The organism is Chitinophaga parva, assembly GCF_003071345.1.
Lineage (GTDB): Bacteria > Bacteroidota > Bacteroidia > Chitinophagales > Chitinophagaceae > Chitinophaga > Chitinophaga parva.
On record NZ_QCYK01000001.1, the window covers coordinates 1,940,084 to 1,965,823 of the forward strand.

At 53.3% G+C, this 25,740-nt stretch carries 26 protein-coding genes; 13 read left to right on the forward strand and 13 right to left on the reverse strand.

Translation table 11 applies throughout. The features are described from left to right. Positions 1-200: 200 nt before the first annotated feature. Complete coding sequence (locus DCC81_RS08160) at positions 201-593, reverse strand: DUF1398 domain-containing protein (protein ID WP_108686048.1); 393 nt, start codon at positions 591-593, stop codon at positions 201-203. Positions 594-655: 62 nt separating this feature from the next. Beyond that, the gene (locus tag DCC81_RS08165) at positions 656-1,420 is read right to left on the reverse strand and encodes a helix-turn-helix transcriptional regulator (RefSeq protein ID WP_108686049.1); all 765 of its coding nucleotides are present in this window, start codon (positions 1,418-1,420) and stop codon (positions 656-658) included. Positions 1,421-1,633: 213 nt separating this feature from the next. On the opposite strand from DCC81_RS08165, the gene DCC81_RS08170 reads away from it, so the two are divergent. The 5 genes from DCC81_RS08170 (at position 1,634) to DCC81_RS08190 (ending at position 5,722) form a co-directional block, all read left to right on the forward strand. Beyond that, on the forward strand, positions 1,634-2,500 hold the full coding sequence (locus DCC81_RS08170; RefSeq protein WP_108686050.1) for an SDR family oxidoreductase: 867 nt from the start codon (positions 1,634-1,636) through the stop codon (positions 2,498-2,500). Positions 2,501-2,516: 16 nt separating this feature from the next. Then, positions 2,517-3,440 carry a helix-turn-helix domain-containing protein gene (locus DCC81_RS08175; protein ID WP_108686051.1) on the forward strand — a complete coding sequence of 308 codons (924 nt, stop codon included), beginning with the start codon at positions 2,517-2,519 and terminating at the stop codon, positions 3,438-3,440. Between the two features lie 293 nt (positions 3,441-3,733). After that, positions 3,734-4,288, forward strand: a complete 555-nt coding sequence (locus DCC81_RS08180) for an HdeD family acid-resistance protein (RefSeq protein ID WP_108686521.1) — start codon at positions 3,734-3,736, stop codon at positions 4,286-4,288. A gap of 147 nt (positions 4,289-4,435) precedes the next feature. Next, entirely contained in the window at positions 4,436-5,005 is a 570-nt protein-coding gene (locus DCC81_RS08185) for an ester cyclase (RefSeq protein WP_108686052.1), read from the forward strand. Positions 5,006-5,275: 270 nt separating this feature from the next. Further along, the gene (locus DCC81_RS08190; protein WP_108686053.1) at positions 5,276-5,722 is read left to right on the forward strand and encodes a DinB family protein; all 447 of its coding nucleotides are present in this window, start codon (positions 5,276-5,278) and stop codon (positions 5,720-5,722) included. 127 nt (positions 5,723-5,849) lie between these two features. On the opposite strand, the gene DCC81_RS08195 is transcribed toward DCC81_RS08190, so the two are convergent. After that, the gene (locus tag DCC81_RS08195) at positions 5,850-8,336 is read right to left on the reverse strand and encodes a family 78 glycoside hydrolase catalytic domain (protein WP_205686273.1); all 2,487 of its coding nucleotides are present in this window, start codon (positions 8,334-8,336) and stop codon (positions 5,850-5,852) included. 254 nt (positions 8,337-8,590) lie between these two features. Between DCC81_RS08195 and DCC81_RS08200 the strand changes: the two genes are divergently transcribed. The 5 genes from DCC81_RS08200 to DCC81_RS08220 are packed head-to-tail and all read left to right on the forward strand — an operon-like array spanning position 8,591 to position 13,110. Beyond that, complete coding sequence (locus DCC81_RS08200) at positions 8,591-9,415, forward strand: DUF5672 family protein (protein ID WP_133177609.1); 825 nt, start codon at positions 8,591-8,593, stop codon at positions 9,413-9,415. Positions 9,416-9,428: 13 nt separating this feature from the next. Then, the gene (locus DCC81_RS08205; protein WP_108686055.1) at positions 9,429-10,394 is read left to right on the forward strand and encodes a nucleotide-diphospho-sugar transferase; all 966 of its coding nucleotides are present in this window, start codon (positions 9,429-9,431) and stop codon (positions 10,392-10,394) included. A 36-nt stretch (positions 10,395-10,430) separates the two neighbouring features. After that, on the forward strand, positions 10,431-11,426 hold the full coding sequence (locus DCC81_RS08210) for a glycosyltransferase (protein ID WP_108686056.1): 996 nt from the start codon (positions 10,431-10,433) through the stop codon (positions 11,424-11,426). A 16-nt stretch (positions 11,427-11,442) separates the two neighbouring features. Further along, on the forward strand, positions 11,443-12,420 hold the full coding sequence (locus DCC81_RS08215) for a glycosyltransferase (RefSeq protein ID WP_108686057.1): 978 nt from the start codon (positions 11,443-11,445) through the stop codon (positions 12,418-12,420). Between the two features lie 6 nt (positions 12,421-12,426). Beyond that, the gene (locus DCC81_RS08220; RefSeq protein ID WP_133177610.1) at positions 12,427-13,110 is read left to right on the forward strand and encodes a glycosyltransferase family protein; all 684 of its coding nucleotides are present in this window, start codon (positions 12,427-12,429) and stop codon (positions 13,108-13,110) included. Positions 13,111-13,312: 202 nt separating this feature from the next. Here DCC81_RS08220 and DCC81_RS08225 read toward each other — a convergent pair whose 3' ends face one another. Genes DCC81_RS08225 through cobA form a run of 10 tightly spaced genes read right to left on the reverse strand, consistent with a single transcriptional unit; the run spans position 13,313 to position 21,201 of the window. After that, positions 13,313-14,299 carry an aldo/keto reductase gene (locus DCC81_RS08225; RefSeq protein ID WP_108686059.1) on the reverse strand — a complete coding sequence of 329 codons (987 nt, stop codon included), beginning with the start codon at positions 14,297-14,299 and terminating at the stop codon, positions 13,313-13,315. 33 nt (positions 14,300-14,332) lie between these two features. Beyond that, the gene (locus DCC81_RS08230; protein ID WP_108686060.1) at positions 14,333-14,920 is read right to left on the reverse strand and encodes a molybdenum cofactor guanylyltransferase; all 588 of its coding nucleotides are present in this window, start codon (positions 14,918-14,920) and stop codon (positions 14,333-14,335) included. Then, positions 14,904-15,821, reverse strand: coding sequence for a bifunctional molybdenum cofactor biosynthesis protein MoaC/MoaB (gene moaCB, locus DCC81_RS08235; protein WP_108686061.1), 918 nt, complete (start codon positions 15,819-15,821; stop codon positions 14,904-14,906). Before moaCB ends, DCC81_RS08230 begins: the two co-directional genes overlap by 17 nt. Before the next feature lie 3 nt (positions 15,822-15,824). Then, a complete protein-coding gene (locus DCC81_RS08240) occupies positions 15,825-16,253 on the reverse strand; it encodes a molybdenum cofactor biosynthesis protein MoaE (protein ID WP_108686062.1) in 429 nt (142 codons plus the stop codon). Then, complete coding sequence (locus DCC81_RS08245; protein ID WP_108686063.1) at positions 16,250-17,278, reverse strand: HesA/MoeB/ThiF family protein; 1,029 nt, start codon at positions 17,276-17,278, stop codon at positions 16,250-16,252. Before DCC81_RS08245 ends, DCC81_RS08240 begins: the two co-directional genes overlap by 4 nt. Next, positions 17,275-17,508, reverse strand: a complete 234-nt coding sequence (locus tag DCC81_RS08250; RefSeq protein ID WP_108686064.1) for a MoaD/ThiS family protein — start codon at positions 17,506-17,508, stop codon at positions 17,275-17,277. The genes DCC81_RS08245 and DCC81_RS08250 overlap by 4 nt, the downstream gene beginning before the upstream one ends. 13 nt (positions 17,509-17,521) lie before the next feature. Next, positions 17,522-18,268: a sulfite exporter TauE/SafE family protein gene (locus DCC81_RS08255; protein ID WP_108686065.1), complete on the reverse strand. Its 747-nt coding sequence runs from the start codon at positions 18,266-18,268 to the stop codon at positions 17,522-17,524. Positions 18,269-18,271: 3 nt separating this feature from the next. Continuing rightward, positions 18,272-19,456, reverse strand: a complete 1,185-nt coding sequence (locus DCC81_RS08260) for a molybdopterin molybdotransferase MoeA (protein WP_108686066.1) — start codon at positions 19,454-19,456, stop codon at positions 18,272-18,274. Then, positions 19,453-20,427: a GTP 3',8-cyclase MoaA gene (moaA, locus tag DCC81_RS08265; protein WP_108686067.1), complete on the reverse strand. Its 975-nt coding sequence runs from the start codon at positions 20,425-20,427 to the stop codon at positions 19,453-19,455. Before moaA ends, DCC81_RS08260 begins: the two co-directional genes overlap by 4 nt. A gap of 3 nt (positions 20,428-20,430) precedes the next feature. After that, positions 20,431-21,201, reverse strand: coding sequence for a uroporphyrinogen-III C-methyltransferase (gene cobA, locus DCC81_RS08270; protein WP_108686068.1), 771 nt, complete (start codon positions 21,199-21,201; stop codon positions 20,431-20,433). Positions 21,202-21,399: 198 nt separating this feature from the next. On the opposite strand from cobA, the gene nirB reads away from it, so the two are divergent. From nirB to DCC81_RS08285, 3 genes are read left to right on the forward strand one after another with little or no spacing between them, the layout of a single operon-like run. Beyond that, complete coding sequence (gene nirB, locus DCC81_RS08275; protein WP_108686069.1) at positions 21,400-23,895, forward strand: nitrite reductase large subunit NirB; 2,496 nt, start codon at positions 21,400-21,402, stop codon at positions 23,893-23,895. 49 nt (positions 23,896-23,944) lie between these two features. Continuing rightward, positions 23,945-24,307, forward strand: a complete 363-nt coding sequence (nirD, locus tag DCC81_RS08280) for a nitrite reductase small subunit NirD (RefSeq protein ID WP_240612930.1) — start codon at positions 23,945-23,947, stop codon at positions 24,305-24,307. 43 nt (positions 24,308-24,350) lie between these two features. Next, entirely contained in the window at positions 24,351-25,706 is a 1,356-nt protein-coding gene (locus DCC81_RS08285) for an alginate export family protein (RefSeq protein WP_108686070.1), read from the forward strand. The last annotated feature ends 34 nt before the right edge of the window (positions 25,707-25,740 follow it).

Consider the following 25,740-nt stretch of genomic DNA (forward strand, 5'->3'; position numbering starts at 1 on the left):
CTTTTAAATTTGCCGGTGTCCGCATTAAGGCAAGAAGTTAAGTTAAATAATGTAATGGATCGAAGATTACACCGGTGGGCTTTGCCCATTTCCGCGGACTGGATGCTTCCGGAAAGCGGATGAAAGATAGAAAAAATTCCTGAGATTTTTTCTACTAGTGGGCCTTATGGTGTTTTTTTTTACAGATATTCATCTTATTGTTAACAGACAGGTATCGGCTCCACCACCACGCTGTTACCTTTTAGGTCGTAATAAATACACAGCATGGCCTGCGTGTCAACGATCCATTTTTCAATACCTGCATCTGCCACTTGCTGACAAAAGGTCAAGAAGTCGGTTTTGCCTTGCTGATGTTCGGCAATGATCTGCCGAACGGCAGCTGGTGAAGCCTGCGCAAATATGTCCTTTTCGGCATAGATCGGGTCACCATTGAGCTGAAATCCATTCGCCCCGTGGTACTCGGTTTGCCCGTTCTTGACCACGAAATCATAATGCAGCAGGCCCAGTTGTTTTATTTCGTGTACATAAGCAGGGAAGTCTGCGCCGCTTTTTACTTTGGCGTGTGCCGCCTTCATTTGAAGTAGAGTGAACATCGTATTTAATTTTGATGTTCAAAGGTAGGCCGGCCCTGCCGCGTTCGATTGTAAAAATCCGTTTACTTTAAACGCCTCAGGTATTGTTCCGGGGTTACTGCGGTAAATTTCTTGAAGTCTTTTATAAAATGGGCCTGGTCATAAAATGCAGAGAGGTAGGCTGCATAGTCCCAGTTTCCGTTTTCCATAGCGGTTAACACATTGCGGGCACGTACAATAGTGGAGAACTTTTTCGGTGATGCGCCAACTTCCTGCCGGAAGCGCTTTTCGAGAGGGCTGGGGCTGGTATGTAATAGCCGAGCCAGTTCACTCATGCGAATGGTGCCTTTGGATTGATGAATGAGTTGCAGTGCGTGGCTCACCATTAGGTCTGCATGCCCTACGTTTAAATGTTCGATCAAAAATTGCTGGATCAGACCAATACGCTGCTGGTCGTCCGTGGCCATGGTTAGTTTTTCTTCGAGTTCGGCCAGTGATGGACCTGCAAAGAAATGTTCCAGCGAAAGGCTTTCACCAAATAGTTCGTGTAAGGGTGCTTTCAGGAACCGGGCAGCGCCATTTTCACGGAATACGACCAGTACGGAGCCGATACCGGCGGTGTTCTGGAATATGCGGTAAGTGTCAAGCAAGCCGGTAATACCCGCGGGGGCAAGCGGGTTCCATTTAGTTTCATCGCGGTAAGCCAATTTGCCCAAATACTGGAAACCCATCACCAGTGCCGTATCAGGTAGCACGTGATAGGCCGCTTCTTGTTCGTTTTCCGAAATGATCAAGTGCTTTATGTAGGGAAGCAACTCGTCGCATGGTAAATGAATTTCGAACTTCATCCTTAAAATTAAGGATTTACATGAAATTGAAGGTTAATATATAGGGAGAGAACCTTGTATCTTTTCCGAAAGCCGATGGCGGGGAGTATCGGAGCAGGTGGCGAAAAGGCAGTTAATCGCCATGGGTCAGATTTTACTTACATAAAGTAAGATTTGACTCATTTTTCTAACAGCCTTGTGCCGACCTTTGTCTTCCACTTAATAGCAAAAACTATGATACTAGTAACCGGCGCCACCGGAAAGTTGGGCGGTAAGGTCATCGATACGCTGATCCGCAACCAGATTGACCCGGGAAAGATCGCGGCACTTGTACGGCAGGAAGAAAAAGCGGTACACTTGAAAGAACAAGGCATCGATATACGCATTGGCGATTATGATGACCGGGCATCCTTAGACCGGGCTATGGATGGTATTGACCGGGTATTGCTGGTTTCCGGCGTTGATAGGTCGAAAATAATGCAGCAACATAAAAATGTGATCGATGCCGCGAAGCAGGGTGGGGTTAGATCCCTGTCTTATACCGGTAATTGCCTTAAGGACCGGTATACGTTGGTTAATGACATCATGCTGAGCCACTTTGAGACAGAAGATTATATCATGGCAAGCGGGCTGAATTACCAGATATTCAGGAACGTGCTTTATATGGATTCCATGGCGCATTATATGCTGGGCAAAGATTTCCTGGCAAAGGGAATTAACCTGCCGGCCGGTGATGGCCGGGTTGCTTATGCCCTGAGGAGCGAAGAGGCGGAGGCGATCGGGAACGTGTTAGCCCACGAGCACCTGGATAGCCGTAGCTATAATTTTACCGGGACCAGGGCCTATTCGTTCTATGACGTGGCAGAGACGCTGAGTGAGCTTTATGGGGTGAAAATTACTTATACGCCCGTTTCAATGGAGGCTTACACGGCTAGTGCACTATCTTCGGGGGTGCCTGAGCAGGCGGTTAAGATGATGGCTCCTTTTTTTACAGACATAGCCAATGGACAGGGGAGTATGGTGGCAACGGACCTGGAAAATGCCCTTGGCCGCAAGCCCGCTGATTTGAAGACCGGGTTAAAGGCGTTGTTGAATTTATAGGATCAAGACCAGTTATATGGCAGCAAAACAGATACCGTTACACTTAAAAACCATTACGGAGTACCATCATATGCTGGGACTTCCCAAGCCCGAACATCCGTTGGTGAGCCTGACAAGATTTGAAGATATTCCCTATAATCCTGAACAACCACTGAAGGCAATTGTCATGAATTTTTACAGCATTGCCCTCAAGAAGACCTTTCATGCCAGGCTTAAATACGGTCAGCAGGAAGTGGACTTCGATGAAGGTGTGATGCTTTTTATGGCACCGGCCCAGGTACTTGCCATCGATGGCCCCCGGGAAACGGTGGACGGTCATAAAGGATGGCTGCTGCTCATTCACCCGGACCTGTTGTGGGGCACGGAGCTTTTGAAAAAGATCCGCAGGTATGAGTTTTTTGATTATAAAACAAATGAAGCACTACACCTGTCCGATATTGAGCAGCAATTGATCATCCGGATCATGCAGGATATCCGCCAGGAATACACGGCAAGGATCGACCACCTCAGCCAGGACGTTATTGTTGCCCAGCTGGAACTACTGCTCACTTATGCAGAAAGATTCTATCAGCGCCAGTTTATCACGCGCAAGGCGGGTAATTACCAGGTGCTCCATAAGATGGAAGCATTGGTCAACAGCTACTTTGAAGAAAGTGATCTTCACCTGAAAGGGATGCCTCCGGTGAAATATTTCGCTGACGCTTTGCACTTGTCTCCAGGCTACCTCAGCAGGTTGCTGAAGTCATTAACCGGGCAAAGTACCAAACAGTTCATTACAAACAAGATAATTGAGCTGGCCAAAGAAAAGCTCTCTACCACAAACCTTACCATGAACGAGATCGCTTATATGCTGGGCTTTGAGCACCCACAGTCATTTGGTAAGCTTTTTAAAATGCAAACCAGGATGTCCCCGCTGGAATTCCGGCAGTCATTTGGCTGAGTAGTTAAAACGCGGTACAGGCGATCCCCCCAATGGCCGCGGGGGACAATGATAACCCCAAAGAACAGACGGCTGTAAGTTAAGGCGTTCGGTATGCGCCGGATGCAACCTTTCGTGATCCCTGTCATTGTTTTTCGTGATGCTCCTCATTCTCCCGCGAACCTGAATGCTTTTACTTTACACCCATCATTTACCCCGGTAGCCCTTATTCACGGCCAGGGGGCGGGACAACGGAGATGACCGTTGCTGACGTATTTACGAAATCATTAAATAATCATAGTAAAATTCAGGTTATGGAAAGTCAAATTAAGGCAATTGCCCGTAGCTGGTACGTTGAGCTGATACTGGGCTTACTGTTCATTGTGGTAGGCATTTGGGTATTTATGACCCCGGTGTCATCTTATGTAGCGCTCTCTTTTTTCTTCGCGGCCGCTTTCCTGGTAACCGGAATAATGGAAATATCCTTTGCCGTATCCGGCAGAAAATATACGGTTGGTTGGGGCTGGTCTTTAGCCGCGGGGATCGTTGATACGCTTGTTGGATTACTGCTGGTGGCTACACCCGCGTTTACAATGCTCGTACTGCCATTCTATATTGGGTTTGCCATTTTGTTTCGTTCCTCCCTGGCCATCGGTCTTTCTATTGAGCTTGGCAGGTTAAAGGTACCAGACTGGGGTTGGCTGTTGTTTATAGGAATAGTGGGCATTGTATTGGCCTTTATTATGATCTGGAACCCGGTGTTCGCCGGTCTTACTATTGTCATTTATACGGCCATGGCATTTGTGTCTATGGGCATCTTCGAGCTTTACCTGTCATTCCGTCTTAAGAAGTTTAATAAGGAGTTATAATCCCAATACCGGATAAGGTAATGGACAGCTGCAACGCCTGAACCATTGATCCCGGCTGGAAGAAACGGCCATTGATGCGAAGGAAGCAAGCGATAGTCAATGGATTGCAATTGGTACTTTCATTTTTAACAATAAATACTTAAAACTATGAAAAGTATATTGACCCTGGTCTTACGCTCGGTTGTTGCCTCCATTATCTTGTGCACGGCATGTACTAATCCCCCGAAGCCTGCTGCAACAGGAACGCAATCCTCAGCCAGCCCGGCATCAAATAATAATGACCTGTTAACCCAGGAACGCTTGCGCCGCTTCGATACCCTGGATTTCCAGTTTTACAGTAACCAGATGTGGGATTCGCTGTCGGTTAGCCATGATCCCAATATAAAAGTGTATTACCCTGATGGTACGGTGTCTACAGGGTTGTTCCCGCAGCATACCGACCTGCTAAAGGGCCAGTTTGTGTTTGCCCCGGATACCAGGATCACTTCACACCCGGTGAAATTTGGCAGTGGCGATTACACGTGTGTGATTGGCGAAATGGAAGGCACTTTTTCAAAACCGATGCCGGTCGGAAATGGGAAAACCATTCCTCCCACCGGTAAAAAGTTTAAAATAAGCATGTGCACTGTTGGGCATTGGCGGGACGGAAAAATGATCGAAGAATATTTGTTCTGGGATAACCAGGCATTCATGAAACAGATCGGGTTGGCGAAATAGGTTGCTTTCATACCTGGCTGCAAAATTACCAGTATCGCATAGCGCCGGCCTGGTGATCTTTATGGCTGCAGGCGCCGGCCTGTTATTTATTACATTATTAACTGTCAGTCTTCAAAGCATCAAAACAGCCATGGCCAACCCCGCTAAAACTTTGAGAACATAAAGGTGGTGGAATAATTCTTTGGGTAGCCTATCTACAATTTTGCGGTCTTGACGCCCTTTTAAAAAGGGATTCCGTAAATTGGTTCTTACTGGTACAACTCCACTGATATGAGAACAATATTGAATGCTGAAGACAGGAATGCATTGCTGGTGCGCCTGTCAACCCTGGTGGGCAGTGAAGTGCCGCTGTGGGGTAAAATGAATGTGTCACAAATGGTGGAACATTGCATTCGCTGGGAAGAAGTGATGAAGGGAGAAAGGAAAACCAAGCGGGTCTGGCTGGGACACCTTTTTGGAAAAATGGCACTGAAAAGTATGATAGCAGATGATAAGCCGGTGAAACAAAGTGTTCCTACGTTGAAAGAGTTGATCGTCGAAGATGCAGGTGAAGACTTTGAAACGCAAAAGGAAAAATGGATCACTTTAGTGAAAGGATATGCTCACCCTGTCCCTACAAAATATGTCCACCCTTTTTTCGGAAAGATGACGCTGGAGGAAGTGGGCAGAATGGCCTATAAACATACAGACCATCATCTGCGGCAGTTTGGCCGGTAATGCCCCATCCATATTATGCTCAACGCGTATGCAATAAAGCAGCTTTTGCGTTTCTCCCAATGCATACAGTAAATAACCGATCTTTAACAAAGGCGTTGCTACGTTTGTGACAACGCTTTTTTTCGTTTTAGGGCGCTGCAGCCAGGTGCACGGTTTGGGTGCCCGGTTGCAGTGACACTTGTTGCCCTTTCCAGGTAAGCACCCCGCTGAGGCCCGGTGGCAGCGTAATACGGCCCTGCAGGCCATTCCCTTTCTTCTCAAAACGCACTTCAATGAGCCCCCGTGGATGCGGCATGGCTCCCTCCACCCACTGCAATGATCCTAATGCCGGTGCAATGCGCACTTGCCGGAAACCCGCTGCTGACGGGGAGATGCCACACACGGTGGCCAGCAGGTCGTAAGCAGGGCTGGCGCTCCAGGCATGACAATCGGAGCGGGTGGGTTCCGGCCTTTCTGCAAAGGTGGTGAGCCCCATGGCAGCCATGTTCCGCCAGGGTTGCAGCAGGTCCAGGTAAGCTTCACCAAGGCCTGCTTTTTTGAAGGCCTGCACCAAATAGAAACGGTAGTAGATGGTGCATTGCACCAGTTGTGTGTCCTGCACCATGCGTTGCAGCAGGGCAGCCTGCTGCGATGGAGGAATGGCACCGGAAAGTACGCCCATCACGTTGGTATGCTGGCTGTATTGCTGCTGGCTGGGATCATCTGCCAGCAAGCCTTTGCCGGCATTCCAGCAGGCGCGGTAGGTGGCGGCGTTCAGCCCGGTGGCCAGGGCTTCGCAGTGGGTAGCTTCGTTGTTATCACCGGCAGCACGGAAAAGGATGGCAGCTTGTTGCAGTGCATACGCGTATTGCAAAGTGAGCACCGCGGAATGCCCCGTGAGCGCACTGGGTGGCACACCACTAAGGCTGTCCAGTCCTTTCCAGGGCCACGCTGCGGGCCAGTCTACAAAGTTCCAGTGCGGCATGGCGCCCAGCATGCCGGTGCTGTCTATATATGTTGCATGCCAGTCCAGCACCGCACGAACGCCCTCCAGGCGGGCAGTTACAAAAGACGGATCGTCCCGCAGCATCCAGTGGTCGTGCAGCATCAGGATCCAGAAAAGGGAGAACGGCGGGATCACCTGTAATTGCCCGGATGGATAACGGCTTTGGGTGAGGCCATACGAAAGGCGGGATTGATCAAACTGCCGGATCGCGTTTTCCATCAAACGGGCATCACCGCTGGTGTACAGGGAGATCAGCGCCTGTATACGGGTGTCACCAATGTATTGCAACTGCTCGTAGTAAGGACAGTCCATGTACGTTTCATAAGCACACAGGCGGCTGGTGCGCCAGCTCATGTCCCACAGCGCCTGCAGGGAAGTGTCGCTGGATGCAAAGCGGGCTTGTCTTACAAACGGGTAGGCGGTGAAGCGGCTGCTCAGGTCCTTTACCAGCAAGGGTGCCATGCCGGTGGTAATTTGCATTTCCACATACCGGAAGGTACGGTAGTAAAGTGGCCGGAACAGGCGATTGTTGCCGCCATCGGCTACAAAACGGTCTTTATTGCCATGCAGGCTTTTGCCATCAATCTCGTTGCGGTTGCCCTTCTGGTGCGTCTTATCGTCTGTAAGGGCTTCTGCATAGGAGAGGGTGATGGTGGCCGCTTTACCGCCGCTTATCAGCAGTTCAGGGTAGGCGGTAGTAAGGGTGCCCTGGTCTATCAGCAGCGTGGCCTGCGTGTGGGCCGGCACGGTAAAGGCATGTCCACCCTGCAGGAATGTATCAGTAACGTTAACGCCCGTATGGCGCCGTATGCGGGCAAAGTGTTGCGGTGTGTTTTCCGGTAAGGGAATATTGCGCGCCAGCAGGCCACGGGTACCGGCAGGCGCATTGCCCGCAGGTATTGCTTTTTCAGAAAGGATGGCATGTGGCCAAGCCTGGTCATCATAGCCAGGTTGCTGCCAGTTCCACGGGTACTGTGCGGCATCCAGCGCTTCAAAGGGCCCGGTGATGTGGGCGCCTTCGGTAAGCGGCGTATAGGCGGTATCGTTAAGCACCCGCCAGCTGGTATCTGAGCGCAGGGCCCCATCCATCCAAAAACCGGTTTGCAGGGAAAGCTGTGCCCATGCGCGGTAGCGGCCCTGGTTCCATACGGTGGCAGCAATTACGTTAGTGCCGCTTTGCAGGTAGGGGCGGAGGTCCAGGGTTTCGTAATGCCAGTGGGCAACATCGGAGCGTTGGGGGCCACTGGTTACATTATGGCCGTTCACATACAGTTGGTAACGGTTGTCTGCGGATACCTGTACCACAAAGGATTTGGGAAGCCGCTGCAGGTGCAGCATCCGCCGGAAATGATACACGCCATAGTCCTGCAATGACACGCGGGGCGGTGCTATCCAGGATGCGGAAAAATGTGCGGGAAACTGCGCGGTGTCTGCCTGCTGGCCATACACGCACTGCGCATGCAGGTTGCAAAAGAGCAAAAAGGCAATAACGTGGAAATGCTTCATGGGCTGTACAAAAGGGGATTGCACAATAAGATAAGGCATTTCCGGGGCTTCACTGTCCTGTACCTGCGGGTAGGGGAGCAGGTTGCTCGATAATCCCAGCTCGGCCGTTTTACCATCAAACAAAAGCCTCCCCCTGTAGAAAGACGGCGGCAGGCTCCCGGGGGGGTAAACAATGTGATCACTTCATTCCATGGCTTATTGCAATAACCAGGGTTGCTGCGCCATCATTCCTGCCTGTGCACCTGCATATTGTTAAACGCTTCTATGGCGGTTTCGGCATTGCCGGGATTTACCATCACCACCGGCCACGGCAGCTCACCGGTCCTTCTATCATTTTTGCCTTATTTTTGCACGTGTAAAAACCTGCTTGCCATTTTATGCACCATATCCGTTCCCTTTGTGTGGTTGTTCCTGTTCACAAGGCTGTTCCATCGCCCGCGGAAGCTGCATCGCTGGCAGCCTGCCGCAACCAACTGGTGGATTATCCTGTCTATCTCGTATACCCGGAACGTCTTTCACCGCAGGCTTATCTTGATGTGCATCCTGGTTTAAAGCTACAGCCGGTACCCGCCACCTGGCTGGCCTCTGTGCATGCTTACAATCAAATGAAAATGGATGTAACATTTTATCAATTGTTTACGTCTTATGAATTTTTAATGACCTACGAACTGGATGCGTGGATCTTTAGTGCGGACATTGAGGGGCATCACGGGTTTACCTATGATTTTATCGGGGCGCCTATTTTTGAAGGGTTTATGGAAGCCACGCCTCATGCGGGTTTCCTGCCACAGCTCAATTCAGGGTTTTCCATTCGCCGCATACCGTCCTGCTTAAAAGCACTGGACCAGTTACGCAGGTACCGGTCCCGGTGGAAGCGCCAGCGTTTCTTCCTGGAAAAGTTCCGTTTCCTGCGCCGCTGGGTATCACCGGCTTTGCTGCAGGTTATTTTTGATGATCAGCTCACCGGTTATTTTACCGGCTGGTATTTTCATGAAGATATGATCTGGACGCATATTGTACCGGTGCTGTTCCCGTTCTTTAAAGTGGCGCCGCCGGAGGTCGCCGCGCGTTTTAGTTTTGAGGTGAATGCACCAATGCTGCTGCAACGGCAGCAGGGGGTGCTGCCACTGGGATGCCACGCCTGGGCCAAGTTTCCGGCCTTCTGGCAGTCATACATCCCCGCGGCAAAAATGTTGTTGTGAATAAGTAACGCTCATGAATTACCAGGTTAAACATCCTGTTTTACTGTTGGCCTTCAACCGCCCGGATACCGCCAGCCAGGTGCTGGAAAAAGTACGCGCGGTGCAGCCGGCAAAATTATATGTGGCCGTAGATGGCCCCCGCCCGCAGGTGCCTACAGATGCCGCACTGGTGGCAGATACCCGCCGGCTGTATGAGCAGATAGACTGGCCCTGTGAAGTACACCGCCTGTACAGCAATACCAATAAAGGCTGCAAACTGGCCGTGGCCGGGGCTATCACCTGGTTCTTTGACCATGAGGAAGCAGGCATTATCCTGGAAGATGATTGCCTGCCGGCGGAAGATTTTTTTCCTTTTTGTGATGAAATGCTCACCCGCTACTGTGATGATGAGCGCATGATGAATATTACCGGCACTAACCTGCAGCAGGGCAGGGTGTGGGGGGAGGGCAGTTACTACTTTTCCCAGTACAGCCATATCTGGGGCTGGGCCAGCTGGAGAAGGGCCTGGCAGCATTACCGCGTAGACCTGGAAGGTTACGAAGCGCCGGAGGCCACCCGCCACCTGCATCATATTTTCACGGATGCCATGCTGGTAAAAAGCTGGGAAGAAATTTTCCACGACCTCAAGGCCGGGAAGATCAATTCCTGGGATTACCAGTTCAACATGATCACTTTCTTCCGCAACGGCCTTTGCATCACGCCCAATGTGAACCTGATCTCCAATATCGGCTTCCGCGAAGATGCCACACATACCTTTAACGTGCCCCAGCAACACGCGGCAGCACTGGCCACCGGCAGGCTGGATAAGCCTTTGCGCCATCCAAAGTATTTTGTGCCGGAAAAAGAAGCGGACTATTTTTTCCTGGAGAAAGATTTCTGGTTGCAGGCCAAGTGGCAACATTACCACCAGGTACAGAAAGACAAACTGTTGCGCCGCCGCTTTAAGAAATGGGTACGTGGCCTGTTCCGCAAAAAGTAATAGCGCTTTCTTTTTTATTTACAGACGGATTACCACATGGATTTTTCACTTGTCATATGTACTTACAACCCGGACGTGCGCATCCTGGAGCGATGCCTGCAGGCCGTGCAAAGCCTGGACACAACGGGCCTTTCCACGGAAATACTGCTGGTAGATAACAACAGTGCCACGCCGTTGTCCACACTGCCTTGTGTACAGGCGTTTGCAAAGGCCTGCCCGCAAATGGAGCTGTTGCTGGTAAAGCAACAGGGCGTGCAGTATGCGCGCATGGCCGCTATTGAAAGGGCTACCGGTACGCACATTGTTTATTTTGACTATGATAATGAACCACAACCAGGTTACCTGCAGGCCTTGCAGGTGCTTACCGCCGCTTACCCGCAGGTGGCTGCCTGGGGCCCGGGCAGGGTGGAAGTGGACTTTATAGACGGTGTGCCGGAAGCCATATCCGGGCTGGCTTACGGGGCTTTCCAGCAACGCCATGAAACGGATGTCCGCTTTGCCTCGGAGCCGGACTGGCAGTCGTGCTATCCTTTTGGTACCGGGCTTTGCACCAAAGCTTTTTTATTGAAGCAATATGCAGCACAGGCACAACAGGGCGTGTATACCCTGGAAGGCCGCAATGGTAATAAACTGAGCAGCGGGGAAGATACGCAGATGGTGCTGCTCTGCATCAAAGAGGGCTATGCCGCCGGAGTGGCGCCTTCGCTGGCGCTTACGCACATCATTCCTGGTAACCGGGCCAATGCCCGCTACCTGGAGCGCCTGCTGTACGGCACGTTTGTGTGTTATGAGCTGTCGCTGCTGCAGGTGTTCCCGGAGCAACGCAGTAAGCTGGAAGCCAAGCTGATAGCGCCTGCGCGCTTTGCCCGCCAGGCGTGGGTGCGCTGGGTGAAGTGGCGCCTGCAGCCGAAGCAGCAAAAGAAATTTGATCTCATTCATTTCCTGTCCGTCAACGCGGGTACTTATGCCGCACTGGACAAGCCGTTGCCCGGCGTGGTGCGCCGCATCATAGACCGGCTGGCAGTAGCCTGACCTTAACTTTTTTTACATGACAGATAAAGGAGCATCCGTGATCATTTGTTGTTTCAACAGCGCCGCCAGGCTGCCGGAAACCCTGCAGCACCTGAACCGGCAGCGTGTACCGGATGATTTTCAGTGGGAGATCGTGCTGGTCAACAATGCATCGAAAGATGATACGGTGGCCGTGGCACAGGCCATCTGGTCGGCGCAAACGCCGCACAATGCTGTGTGCAGGATCGTGGATGAAATGCAGCCGGGGCAAATGTTTGCCCGCAAGCGTGGTGCAAAGGAAGCACTGTATGAGTGCCTCGTGTTTTGCGACGATGATAACTGGCTGGGGCCGGATTATGTGTACGTGGCCTGGGAAACCCTGCAGCGTGATGCCCGCATTGGCGCCGCGGGCGGACAAAACGCACCGGTGTCAGATGTGGCGGCCTATCCCGATTGGTTTGATGCCTACAAGGCTTACTACGCCACGGGTGTACCTGCACCTTCATCCGGCGATATTACGGAAAGAGGCTATATTGTAGGTGCCGGTCTGGTGACCAGGAAAAGCCTTTTCCTGGAAGCCCTGAGCGACCGGTATCCTACTGTGCTTAATGGCAGGAACGGTCATTCCCTCAGTACCGGCGATGACTTTGAATACATCAAGCGCCTGCAATTGTGGGGATACACTTTGTACTACGACGAGCGTATGCAGCTGCAACACTTTATTCCACGGGAGCGCCTCACCCTGGCCTACCGCGACCGCCTGCTGGAAGGCATCCGGGAGGCTACGGCCATCCTGGCCAACTATGAGCATGCCTTGTATATACTGAAGCAGGTGGCGCATAAGAACAAGCGGAAACTGGTGCTGCTGGGCCCCCTGCGCATGTTCCTGGCCCGTGCAAAGCTGGTGCGCCGTGATTATGAAACAGAGCGCATGCGCTATTTTTACCTGGCGCCTTTTAACGTGAAGGGCACGCCCATCCAACAGTCCATTAAAAAATTTTTACACCGTAATTGATAAACCGTGTCGTCAAAACCTACTTATAGAATTTTTTCTTTCTACAAGGGCAATGTAAATCCTGAAGTGCCCCACTATCAAAAGGCCGTGTTCCGCTACTTTGGCCAGGAGGTGGAGCACGTGGTAAATGAAGACTTTGGCCATGGGGATTTTCTCAACCACATCTGCCGCACAGTAACGGATACGGATATACTGATCTTCTTTGACATTGATTGCATACCCCTGCAAAAGGACTGGCTGGCCCGGTTACTGCAGCAATTGGAAACACCCCGCACGGTGGCGGGGGCAGCGCAAACTGCCAACCATCTGCGTGATGCAAAAAATCTCTACGTATCACCCTTCTTCTTTGGGGTGCGCACAGACTACCTGAAGGAGCTGGGCTACCCGGATATGGAAATGGTGGACGATGACATGGACGCCGGCCAGAACCTAACGGAAACGGCCCTGCGCCACGGTGGCAATGCCTGCTACTGGTGGCCTACCGCCATTGAAGACCCGCAATGGACGCTGTACCACCCGGAGCATACCCGGTTTGGATATGGTACCACTTACGATGACCGCATTTACCATGCGTTCCTTTCCCGCTTTGATCTTTCTAACCGCTTTATCCGGAAATGTAAGAACACACTACCCTTCTTTCCGCGGCTTTGGGCTAAACTTACCCGCCCTAAAAGCCTGACCAGTGATTAAATGATAAATGAAAAGGCCGCTCCTTCATGGAAGCGGCCTTTTCATTTATGGTTTGCTGGACTTACTTGTGTCTGATAAAGTGCCATCCAGGTGGGCAGCGGTATCACTTGGCAGGCCGTGGGGAGGCGTTGCCACTTGCGCCGGTATTGCTCATCAGGCTGTCTGTAGCGCTGGCGGTGCTGTCTGTTGCAACATGCCAGCCCTATTTGTTCACGGCATCGCGCATGAAGCCGGCAGCATAGCGCTCCCCGATATTGGGATATTTTTTCAGCAGTGCTTCAATATCCTGCAGGTCTTGTGCGCTGAGTTTTACGTTCACTGCACCGGCATTTTCTTCCAGGTATTTGCGTTTTTTGGTACCGGGAATGGGGATGATATCATCACCTTGTGCCAGCACCCACGCCAGTGCCAGCTGGGCCGTGGTGCATTGTTTGCCGGCGGCAAAGTCTGCAAAGCCCTTTTGCAGCAGGCGGTTGTTTTCCGCATGCTCCCCCTGGTAGCGGGGCAGGTTTTTTCGCAGATCCTTGTCCGTTAGGGTGTCCAGGTCCAGCCCATCTGTAATGAGGCCGCGGGCCAGCGGGGAAAAGGGCACCAGGCTCACACCCAGCTCGCGGCAGGTGTCCAGTACGGCGCCTTCCACATCCCGGGTGAGAATAGAATATTCACTTTGCAATGCGGCGATGGGGTGCACGGCACAGGCTTTGCGCAGCGTGGCGGCGGCTGCCTCACTGAGGCCCAGGTAACGCACCTTACCTTCTTTTACCAGTTGTGCCATGGCGCCCACCGTCTCTTCAATGGGCACTTCGGGATCTACGCGGTGCAGGTAATAAAGATCAATGGTGTCAATGCCCAGGCGCTGTAAGCTGGCTTCCACAGCGGTTTTCATATAAGCCGGTGTGCCGGTCACCTTAGTGGGGCCGCCGCCCGCGGGCATGCTCAGGCCAAACTTGGTAGCAATGAACACTTTGTTGCGGTTAGGTACCAGTACTTTGGAGATCAGTTTTTCATTTTCGCCGGCACCATATACATCGGCGGTGTCCCAGAAGTTAATGCCCAGGTCCAGCGCCTTGTGCAGGGTGGCAATGCTTTCCGTGTCGTCTGTAGTGCCATAAGCGAAGCTCATGCCCATGCAACCCAGTCCTATGGCCGATAATTGCTCGTGGGTGTTTCCTAATTTTCTGTATTGCATAAGGAAGGATTTTTATGTAGCAGGGTCCTGTCCTTAAAGATACGAAATCCCGTGGGGTGAGGGGAAGTCGGAAGGGGCGTTAAAGTTGGCAAATGCGGCTTTCCATTTTGAGGGCAGTGGCAATCTTTGCACCGGCAGGTGTTGAAGTGCAGCCTTCATGCTGTGCCGGGAAAGCGGCTGTGCATACCGTGCAGCCAGGCAGGCGGCGGGGTAAATGCCCGCCAGTGGCTCGTCCTGGCCATCGTTCGTAAAGATGGTCACGGTGTTTTCCTGGTGCAGGGCTTGCAGGTGCGCCAGGGGCGCCAGTTCCATATCGCGCAGGTCGCAGGCCAGTACAAAGAGATTTGCCTGCGGGTGTTGTAAATGCGCACTGAGCAGGCCTTTCAGCGGGCCAGCTGCCTGCACGCGCGCATCATCCGGGATAAAGGATAAATGTGCGGGGTAAGTGTGCAGCTGCGTTGTATTGACGGAATAATACACCGGCAGGTGCAGCTGTTCCAGCAGCCAGCCAGCCCGCTCGGCCCAGGACAGGCCATGGTAGCGTAGCTGGCCCTTGTCCTGTCCCATGCGGGTGCTTTGCCCGCCGCAAAGCACCAGCCCTATGTTATTGTGCAACGTCATGCCGGGCGCCTTTGGCTACTTTAAAAATATGCAGCAGGTGGGGGAATAGTGCCTGCATGCTTTCCGTGGCCCCTTTGGTAGAGCCGGGCAATGTGAGCACCAGCATGTTACCGCTGAAACCCGCCACTCCGCGGGATAACATGGAATAGGGCGTACGTTCCCGGCCATACTGCCGCGCTGCTTCCATAATACCAGGCACCGGCCGGTCCAGCAGGGGAGCGATGGCTTCCGGTGTTACATCACGCGGGGAAAGGCCGGTACCTCCGCAGAAGATCACCAGCTGGTAGCCTGCGGCTTTAAGCGCCAGTGCTTTTTGCCGGATGGTCTCAAGATCATCGGGGATGATCTCGTAAGTGGCCGTTTCCAGGTGTTGTTGTTCCAATTGCTGTACAATGGCCTTGCCGGCAGCGTCCTGTTTTTTACCGGCCGCAATGGAGTCTGAGCAAACGATCACCGCGCAAAGCAGCGACGGCAGCTTGTCTGCATAGTCAGATTTGCCGCCTTTCTTCTCCAGCAGTTTTATTTCCCCGATGCTTACCTGCGGGTCAATGGGTTTCAGCATGTCATACATGGTAAGCGCCGTGATGGCGGCTCCATGCATGGCCTCTACCTCCACGCCCGTACGGTAAATGGTGTGCACTTCCACCTGGATGCGAATGCACTGGTCTTCAATTTCGTGGCTGATGCAGGCATATTCCACCGGTAGCGGATGGCAATCCGGGATCACGTCGCTGGTTTTTTTGATGGCCAGCAAACCCGCCGCCCTGCTGAATTCCAGCACGTCTCCCTTGGGTACCTGCCGCGCACGGATGGCGGTAATGGTGGCGGGCAGCGATACCTGCAGTGTGGCCTGTGCAATGGCTTTGCGGAGCGTGTTGTGCTTATGTGTGATGTTGACCATGTGCTACGTATTTTGTTTCCACTGAACGGAGGCGTTATCAAAAATTTCTTTTCCCCAGATGGGCAGCGTTGCCTTAATGCGCTCCACCACTTCCTCACAAGCCGCTATGGCGGCCTTTCTGCGCGGTGCGGAAGTAAAAACGAACAGGCAAAGCTCCCCTGCTTTCACCATGCCCAGGCTATGGTGCACATGCATACAGGTGAGCTGGTAACGGGTGATCACGTCTTCCCGGATCTGGTGCATTTGTTCCAGGGCCATGGCCTCATAGGCGCTATATTCAATAGCGGTTACCTGCGCACCATGTACCTCGTCGTTGCGTACCTGGCCCAGGAAAATGCTGTGGGCACCTATGTTTTGCTGCTTGCTGTGCGCCGCAATGCTATCGGCGATGAGTTGTGGTGGCACCGGCCCTGTTGTAAAAATGTGCTTCATGGCTGTAAGGCTTCAAGTCCCCCGCGCAGGCTGTACACCCGCGGGTATTGTTGCGCCAGCAGGGCCGCCGCTCTTTCACTGCGGATGCCACGCTGGCAAATGATGATAATGTGTTTTGCTGCCAATGCCGGCAATTGTTTTTCCAGCTCCGCCAGGGGCAATTGCAGGTCTGCCGTGCTGGCCGGCAGTTCGTGCGGCTGGCGCACATCCACTACCAGTGTGTCTTCCAGCGCCCGTAAGGCATGGTACTGCGCGCCGTCTATGATGGTGTAAGATGCTTTTGGTGTATGCAGGGTGCGCAGTGCAGCCTCACTTTCCGGGCGCCATGCGCTGCCAGCATATTGGATCATGTAGGTGGATTGATTAGATAGATTGTAGGCCCAAAGCTGCCCGCGCAAGGGAGTGCCTATGCCGGTCACCAGTTTGATGGCTTCCGTAGCCTGCACGGTGCCCACTATACCGGGCAGTACACCCAGCACACCGCCTTGCTCACAATCCGCTATGGTGCCGGGTGCTGGTGGTTCGGGGAAAAGGTCGCGGTAATTGTAGGGCGTATCAAAAACGGTTACCTGCCCCTCCAGCTGTGACACGCTGCCATATACCAGCGGCTTTTGCAGCCACGCACAGCAATCATTCACCAGGTAGCGGGTATTAAAATTGTCCGTAGCGTCAATGATCACATCGTATTGCGGGAAGAGCGTAAGCGCCCCTTCCAGGTCCAGCCGTTGCGTATAGGCGTGCACGTGAATGTCCGGGTTACGGGCTTCCAGGTGTTGCTGCGCTGCGAGGGCTTTGGGCCGGCCTATGTCCTGCATGGTGTAGAGCACCTGCCGGTGCAGGTTGTGCAATGCGACGATGTCAAAGTCCACGATGCCAATGTGGCCCACGCCGGCGCCGGCCAGGTACAGGAGGGCAGGGCATCCCAGGCCGCCCGCCCCTATCACCAGCACGCTTGCTGCCTGCAGCTTTTGCTGCCCGCTCATGCCCAGTTGGGGCAATGTGATCTGTCTTGCATACCGTTTCATCCGCCGGAAAATGGAGGGAGTAAAGCAATCTCGGCGCCGTCTTCCAGAGACTGCACGCCGTTGTGCAGGCACTTGTTCACCGCCATGCGGTAAGTCGTGTGTTGTAATGCAGGGTAGCGTGTTTCCAGCGCCGCCTGCAGGCTGGCCGTATCCTGCGCGTGCGGCCACTCAAAGCGTGGCTGCTGCGTAATGGTGGCAACAGGCCCAAAACATAAAATGGTCAATGGCATCTGTAAAGAACATTTATGCACCGGTGAATAATAATTTGTAAGCGGCAATGGCCAGCACGGTGCCCAGCAAATATTTAAGTGCCCCGTGACTGAATTTGCGCGCACCCACCCAGGCGCCCAGCAGGCCGCCCAGGAAGGCCACCAGCACGTAGCTGATCATGCCCGGCGTAAATTGTATGCCCTTGGTAAGCTGCCCGCCCAGGCCCGCCAGCGAGTTTACAAAAATGAACAGCGCGCTGATGGCCGCCGCTTGTTTCTGGTTACTCCACCTGAGCAGCAGTAACACAGGTGAAAGGATCACCCCTCCACCAATGCCGATCATGCCGGAAAGCAGCCCTATCGCGCCACCAATGAGGAGCGACCACCAGGGGTTACTTTCCTTCAGCTCCGTATCGGGCACGTTCTGGAAAAAGAAAAAGCGGATCACGGGGAGCAGCAGTAAAACGCCCAGCATCTTTTTGTAAATGGCCCCATCCACCGTGATCATGCCGCCAATGAATGATAGCGGGATGGATGCAAGGGCCAGGGGGATAAAGATCTTCCAGGAAAAATATTTGCCCCGGTAAAACTGTATGAAAGCCGTAAGCGATACAAAGAGGTTCAACAGCAGGGCGGTAGGTTTCATCACTGCGGGGGCTATCCCGAAAAGCGCCATGAGCGCCAGGTAGCCGCTGGCGCCACCGTGACCTACGGAAGCATACAGGAATGCTACAAGCAGTAGCAGTGCGTAAAATAACAGTAAGGGATTGGACAGGATCATAAACTAGAAAGGTAACCGGTGAACAATAACAGGATCGCCTGCTGCAAAACTGGTCTGGTCTGCATCCAGTTGTACCAGGCAATTGGCCACGGCAAAGCTGTGCAGCTTGTAAGATTCCTGGCCGGTGAGCAAGGTAACGCCGCCGGCATCGCACTGCCCTTTCAGGAAGTGGGTAAGGCCCGCGGCTTTTTGGTAAGCGTTGCGCAGCACTAACGTTTGCGCCTGTACGTTGCTATAAGTAATACCCATTTTTTGCTCTATGACAGGCAGCACATATTCATAAAAGCAGGTAAGTACGGAGGACGGATTACCCGGCAAACCAAATACCAGCTTATCTTCCAGCCGGCCGGCAAAGAGGGGTTTGCCAGGCTTCTGGGCCACCTTGTGAAAAAGTGTTTCCACGCCGCAGTTGCCAAGTGCCTGTGCCACATAATCGTAATCCCCCACACTTACCCCACCGGTAAGCAGGAGTACATCCGTGGTATCCAATGCTGCTGCAATAATGGCCTGCAGGTGTACGGCATGGTCCGGTGCATGGTGTACTGGTATGTTGTGCAGCTGCAGCTGGGCCAGTGCCGCACACAGCGTGTAAGAATTGGCTTCATATACCTGCCCGTATGCCAGCAGGTGGCCGGGCGTTTGCAGTTCATTCCCGGTTACGATCACCTGTATGCGTGGGCGTGCATGCACCGCTACTTCATCCAGCCCCAGGGTGGCCAGGAAGCCAATGGCCGCCGGTGTGAGCCGGGTGCCGGCAGCCAGTGCCAGGGCGCCTTTCCGGGCTTCCGATCCAATGGGGCGTACATTCGCACCCGCTTTTATTACTTCATCGCGGATGTGCAGGCCGGCTGCCGCTACTTCCGTTTTTTCCTGGATCACTACCGTGTCCGCATTATCCGGTATGGGCGCGCCGGTAAAAATGCGTGCGGCCTTTCCCGCCGCCAGCGTGGTGCGCGCGGTGTGACCTGCTGGTATAGTGGCGGTAATGGACAACGGCTGCCCTGCCCAATTGTGGAATGCAAAGGCATAGCCATCCATCGCAGACTGCCGGAAGGCGGGTATATCCTGCGGGGCAAAGACATCCGCCGCCAGTACCAGCCCGGCTGCATCCTGCAGGGGGAGCGGCTTTGCGGGCATAGGCGTTGCGTGCTGCCCTAATAATGTTTTTGCTGCGGCTACGGTGATCATCCTCCTATATTTATCATACTCCTGTTCACTAAATGTTGTACCGCCTCAAACCCTTGCTGGAACTGTCCTCCGCGTGTTTCAAACTTGCGCTGCAGGTTGTGGTGGATGAGCGCTTCCACCTCCTCACCATTGCGCAGGGCAGTAAGGAGGTCTGTTTCTTCCGCGGCAAAAAGGCAGCTTTTCAATTTGCCATCCGCGGTAAGGCGCAGGCGGTTGCAGGTGCTGCAAAAGGGAGCGCTCATGCTACTGATCAGTGCTAGGGAAGCGGCATGGCCTGGAATGCAGTAGTGGCGGGCCGTATCATGGGGCGCGCCCGCCACCGGGTGCAGGTTGTACCGCTGGCCCAGGCGTTCCAGTAGTTGTGCCTGGGTGAATACTTTTTTGCTTTGCCATTGGTTACCGGCAAAAGGCATGAACTCTATAAAGCGCAGCTGCACCTGCATGCGGCCGGCCCATTCCACGAAATCAAAAACTTCCTGGTCATTAAAACCTTTCATCACCACCACGTTCACCTTTACCTGTATACCCGCATCCAGCAGGCGTTGCAGGTTACCGGTAACGAGGGGCAGTGCATCCCGGCGGGTGAGCAACTGGTATTTATCCCGCTGTAAAGTGTCCAGGCTTACGTTGATGCTGCGGATGCCCGCGGCTTTTAACACCGGCAGGAACTGGTGTACGCGGGTACCGTTTGTAGTCATGGTGAGCGACACCGGCAACCGGGACAGTTGTAGTATAATATCGGCCGCATCCCGCCTTACCAGCGGTTCTCCGCCGGTAAGGCGGATCTTGTCCACCCCCAGGTTTACAAAAGTGCTGGCCAGGGAAAGGATCTCCGGCGCCTGCATAAGTGCTGCGGATGGCGTGTGCACATAATCTTCTTCCGGCATGCAGTAGGCGCAGCGCAGGTTGCAGTTGTTGGTCAGTGAAAGGCGCAGGTAATTATGCCTGCGGTGGAAGCGGTCTTGCAGCATAGGCTAATGATGAATGTGGGCGGCCTGCATGGCGTAGCCGGCCAGTGTATTTTCAGCATGCAGGTTTACCACCTCGCCTATCATAATGATGGCGGGATTGCTGATACCTGCATGTTGCACTTTAAAAAGTATATCCGTGACCGTGCCCGTTACCATGCGGGCTGCGGGCAGGGTGCCATTTTGAATAATGGCCACTGGCGTTTGCGCTTTACCTGCTGCGCGGAAGATATCCGTGATGGCTTCCAGCTTGCTCATGGCCATGAGTATCACCACCGTGGCGCTGGAACGCGCTGCCAGCGCAATGTCTGGCGAAAGCGAGCCATCCTGTGTGGTACCGGTGGTTACCCAGAAGCTTTCGTTGATGCCCCGGCAGGTGAGGGGGATCATTTGGGAAGCGGGTACGGCCAGCGCGCTGGAAATGCCAGGTACAACGGCTACTTCAATGCCGGCGGCTTTCGCAGCGCGGATCTCTTCCTGTGCGCGGCCAAACACAAATGGGTCGCCACCCTTGAGGCGTACCACGTGCCCATGCTGGCGGGCCAGGTCTATAATGCGCTGGTTGATCTCCGCCTGGGAGAGGGCATGACAGCCCATGCGCTTGCCCACATATTCTATATGGCAGGTAGCCGGGGCATAGGCAAGCAGGGCGTCATTGGCCAGCGCATCATATAATATTACGTTGGCCCGCTCCAGGGTGCGGATGGCCTTCAGGGTGATCAGCTCGGGGTCGCCGGGACCGGCGCCTACTAATGTAAGGAAGGGCTTTGCGTACATTTGGCTACATATTTTAATTAAAAAAATATGAATTATATCCGATAAAAGGCTTTAAAATGACAGTGTTCTTTTTTAATTTCATGATTGTAATCATAAAAATAATGCTTTTTAAACCAAATACCTGCGTTAAAATATTAAATATATTATTTTATAATATGTTTAAGCCTGGCCCAGGAATTCTCTCCTAAATCACCCATTATGAAAGTAGTAATCGTTGGAAACGGAATGGTGGGCTATAAATGCTGCGAAAAACTGCTGGCCCAGGCAGGTGATACCCCCCTGGAACTGGTGGTCTTTGGAGAAGAACAACGCCCCGCATACGACCGCGTGCACCTCAGCGCCTTCTTTGACGGCAAGACAGCAGACGATCTGACCATGGCCCCATTGTCGTGGTATGTGCAGCACAATATCCGCCTGCACCTGGGCGATCCCGTGCAGCAGATAGACCGTGCGCATAAGACGGTGCATTCTTATAAAGGCATCACCGAAAGCTATGACTACCTGGTGCTGGCCACCGGCTCCGCCGCTTTTGTACCCCCCATTCCCGGGGTGGATAAACAAGGTGTGTTCATCTACCGCACCATTGAAGACCTGGAACTGATGCGCGACTATGCACCCAAGGCCCGGAAGGCTGCAGTGATAGGTGGTGGCCTCCTGGGCCTGGAGGCTGCCAAAGCCTTGCTGGACCTAGGTATCAGCGATACGCACGTGATCGAGTTTGCCCCACGCCTCATGCCCCGCCAGGTAGATGACGCCGGTTCCCGCATGCTGCAGCACAAGCTGGAAGCGCTGGGACTAAGCATACACCTGCAAAAAAATACCACGGAGATCTTTGGAGGAGACGCAATAGCAGGAATGCGCTTCGCGGATGATACTTCCCTGCATGTGAACATGCTGGTGATCTCTGCAGGCATTAAGCCCCGGGATGAACTGGCAAAACTGGCGGGCCTTGAAACCGGCCACCGTGGCGGCATCGTGGTAAATGAGCACCTGCAGACCGCCGATCCCTTTATCTATGCCATTGGCGAATGCGCTTTATTCAAAGGCATGATCTACGGCCTGGTAGCACCCGGGTATGAAATGGCAGATGTAGCCGTGCATCATATGCTGGGGATGGAAAAATCCTTCAATGGTTTTGATATGAGCACCAAGCTGAAACTCATCGGCATAGATGTGGCCAGCTTCGGTGATCCCTTTGTGGCCGCTGAAAGTAGCCGCAGCATTGTGTTTGAAGACACCATGCAAGGGATCTACAAACGCATCCTTATTTCAAATGATGGAAAATATCTCCTGGGCGGCATCCTGATAGGTGATGCAGAAGCCTATAACATGCTGCTGCAAACGGCCAGGAACCAGGTGGTGTTGCCCCCCAATCCCGAAGACCTGCTGCTGGGCGCCAGGGGCGGGGCTTCACAGGGAGCCGGTGTACTGACCCTCCCGGACGATGCCCTGATCTGCAGTTGTGAAAGCGTGACCAAAGCCGCCATCTGCAAAGCAGTGGAAGGCGGTGCGGAAACGCTGGACGCCGTTAAACAATGCACTAAAGCCGCCACCTGCTGCGGGGGCTGTGCCCCCATGGTAAAAGATTTGATCTCCGCTGCCATGAAGGCGCAGGGCAAGTACATCCGCAACGTGATCTGTGAGCACTTTGCCTACAGCCGCCAGGAAGTGTACGACCTGATCAAAGTAAAACAACTGACTTCTTTTGATGAAGTGCTGGACCACTACGGCAACGGGGATGGTTGTGAGATCTGCAAACCTGTGGTAGCTTCTATCCTGGCCAGTCTCTGGAACGAGATGATCCTGCAGAAAGGCAATGATGTGGCGCAGGATAGTAACGACCGTTACCTGGCTAACATACAAAAGGGCGGCACTTATTCCGTGGTGCCCCGCATACCCGGCGGTGAGATCACGCCGGAAAAACTGATCGTAATAGGACAGGTGGCCCAGCAATATAACCTGTACACGAAGATCACCGGCGGACAGCGCATCGATCTGTTTGGCGCCCATCTCAGCGACCTGCCGGCCATCTGGGAAGCCCTGATCAACGCAGGTTTTGAAAGTGGTCACGCCTATGGAAAAGCGTTGCGTACCGTGAAAAGCTGCGTGGGCTCTACCTGGTGCCGCTTTGGCCTGCACGATTCTGTAAGCTTTGCCATCCGGATAGAAGAGCGCTACCGCGGCCTCCGCGCACCGCACAAGTTAAAGTCGGCCGTATCCGGTTGCATCCGCGAATGTGCGGAAGCCCAGTCAAAAGACTTCGGCATCATTGCCACGGAGAAAGGATGGAACCTGTATGTGTGTGGCAACGGCGGCAGCAAGCCCCAGCACGCGCAGCTCCTGGCCGCTGATGTGGATAGCGAAACCTGCATCCGTTACATAGACCGCTTTCTCATGTTCTACATAAAAACGGCTGACCCATTGACCCGCACGGCCACCTGGCTGAATAAGCTGGATGGCGGTATGGACTACCTGCGCAACGTGGTGGTGAATGACAGCCTGGGCCTGGGAGCCGCACTGGAAGCGGAAATGCAGCTGCTCGTGGAAGCTTACAAATGTGAATGGAAGGAAGTAGTGGAAAATCCCGAACTGCGCAAACGTTTCTCCCACTTTGTAAATGCACCGGCAGAAAAAGATCCGTTTGTAAAATTTGAAGACATGCGGGCCCAGAAGCGGGCCGCTGAATGGAAATAAGGAAGCCTTGCAAATGCAGGGATGCACACATTTATAAAAAAACTTTGTTATGTCTATCACCGCACCCTTGATGCGTACCTGGTTCTATGCCTGTACGGTGGCCGATGTTCCGGCCAATGGAGGCGTTTGTGTGAAATACGGAGACACACAGATCGCACTCTTTCACTTTGCCCGCCGTGGCGAATGGTATGCCACGCAGAATTTATGTCCCCACCGCCGGCAAATGGCATTGAGCCGTGGAATGATCGGCTCACAGGATGGGGAACCTAAAGTGGCCTGTCCTTTTCACAAAAAAACATTTTCCCTCTCAGACGGCCGTTGCCTCAGCGATGACCAGGAATGCTCCCTGCAAACCTACCCGGTAAAAGTGGAACAAGACCGTATTTATATCGGCGTGGATGTAGAAGAATAAAAATTGTACACGGTACAAGATGCTCACTTCAATTTCAACCAAAATGAAAAGAACCTTTCTGTATGCAGGCAGCAGCTGCCTGCTGGTGAGCAGTTTATGCTATCACACGGCCCGGGCACAAGTTACATTGGGTGCACAACTCCGCACCCGCACAGAGTTGCGCGATGGACAGGGTGCTCCCTTGCCCCAGGGTGCAAACCCCGCAGTATTCACCTCCCAGCGCAGCCGCCTCATGGCCGGCTTTAACAGCACCCGCCTCAAAGTGGGATTTACCGCGCAGGACGTGCGGGTATGGGGGCAGGATGTTTCAACGATCAACCGCACTACCACCGCGGACCTTAACGGCTTTATGCTGTACGAGGCATGGGCGGAAGTATTGCTTTCCGACACGGCCCGTCTCACCAAAACATTCAGTTTAAAAATAGGACGGCAGGAATTTGTATACGATGATTCCCGCCTGCTCGGTAACCTGGACTGGCTGCAGCAAGGCCGCCACCATGATGCCGCGCTGCTCAAATACGAAACGCCGCAATGGGTACTGCACGTAGCCGGCGCTTTTAACCAGAACAAGGAGAATGCCAGCGGCACGGTGTACAATGAAACACCGCCAGGCAACTACACCGCCAATACCAATGGGGGCGCGGCTTACAAGGGATTGGAATTTGCCTATCTGAAGCGGAAGCTCAAAGATGGCAGCGCTTCCTTCCTCTTCCTGGCAGACCAGTTCTCCACCTTCCACACAGACAGCACCACCGGCCTGAAAAGCTATGGCAACGGCACGTTTAACCGCATGACCACCGGTGTTTATTTTACTAAAAGCGTAGCCGCATTTACAATCACCGCATCGGCATACTACCAGTTTGGGCATAACGCCAGCGGGCAAACGATAGACGGGGAATTAATATCCGCTGCGCTTTTTTTCAATCCCACGAAAACCTTCAGCATAGGACCAGGCGTGGACTACACCAGTGGGGGCAGCAATGGGCACACTTCCCATGCGTTTGACCCGCTCTATGGTACACCCCACCGGTTCTGGGGCAGCATGGATTACTATTACGTGGCCAGCGGTTTTGGCAACCATGGCCTGCAGGACTACTACCTGAAAACAAAATGGAAACCCGGTGCAAGATGGAACCTGGCCCTGGATGGCCACCAGTTCCTGAGCGCCAGCAATGTGCCCGGTGCGGGGCACAGCTACAGCCGCAATTTTGGTACAGAGGCCGATCTGCAGGCTACCTACACCCTCACAAAGGCCATTGCTTTTGAAGCCGGCTACAGCCACTACTGGAGCACTGATGCACTCACCAGCGCCACGGTAAAAAATGTGGTCAACGCAAAAAGCAACAGTAACTGGGCTTACCTCATGATCATCATTCACCCCGAGGTAGTGTTGAAATAAAAAGAGGTCTTTTCTCTTCATTTTTAAAATCGGC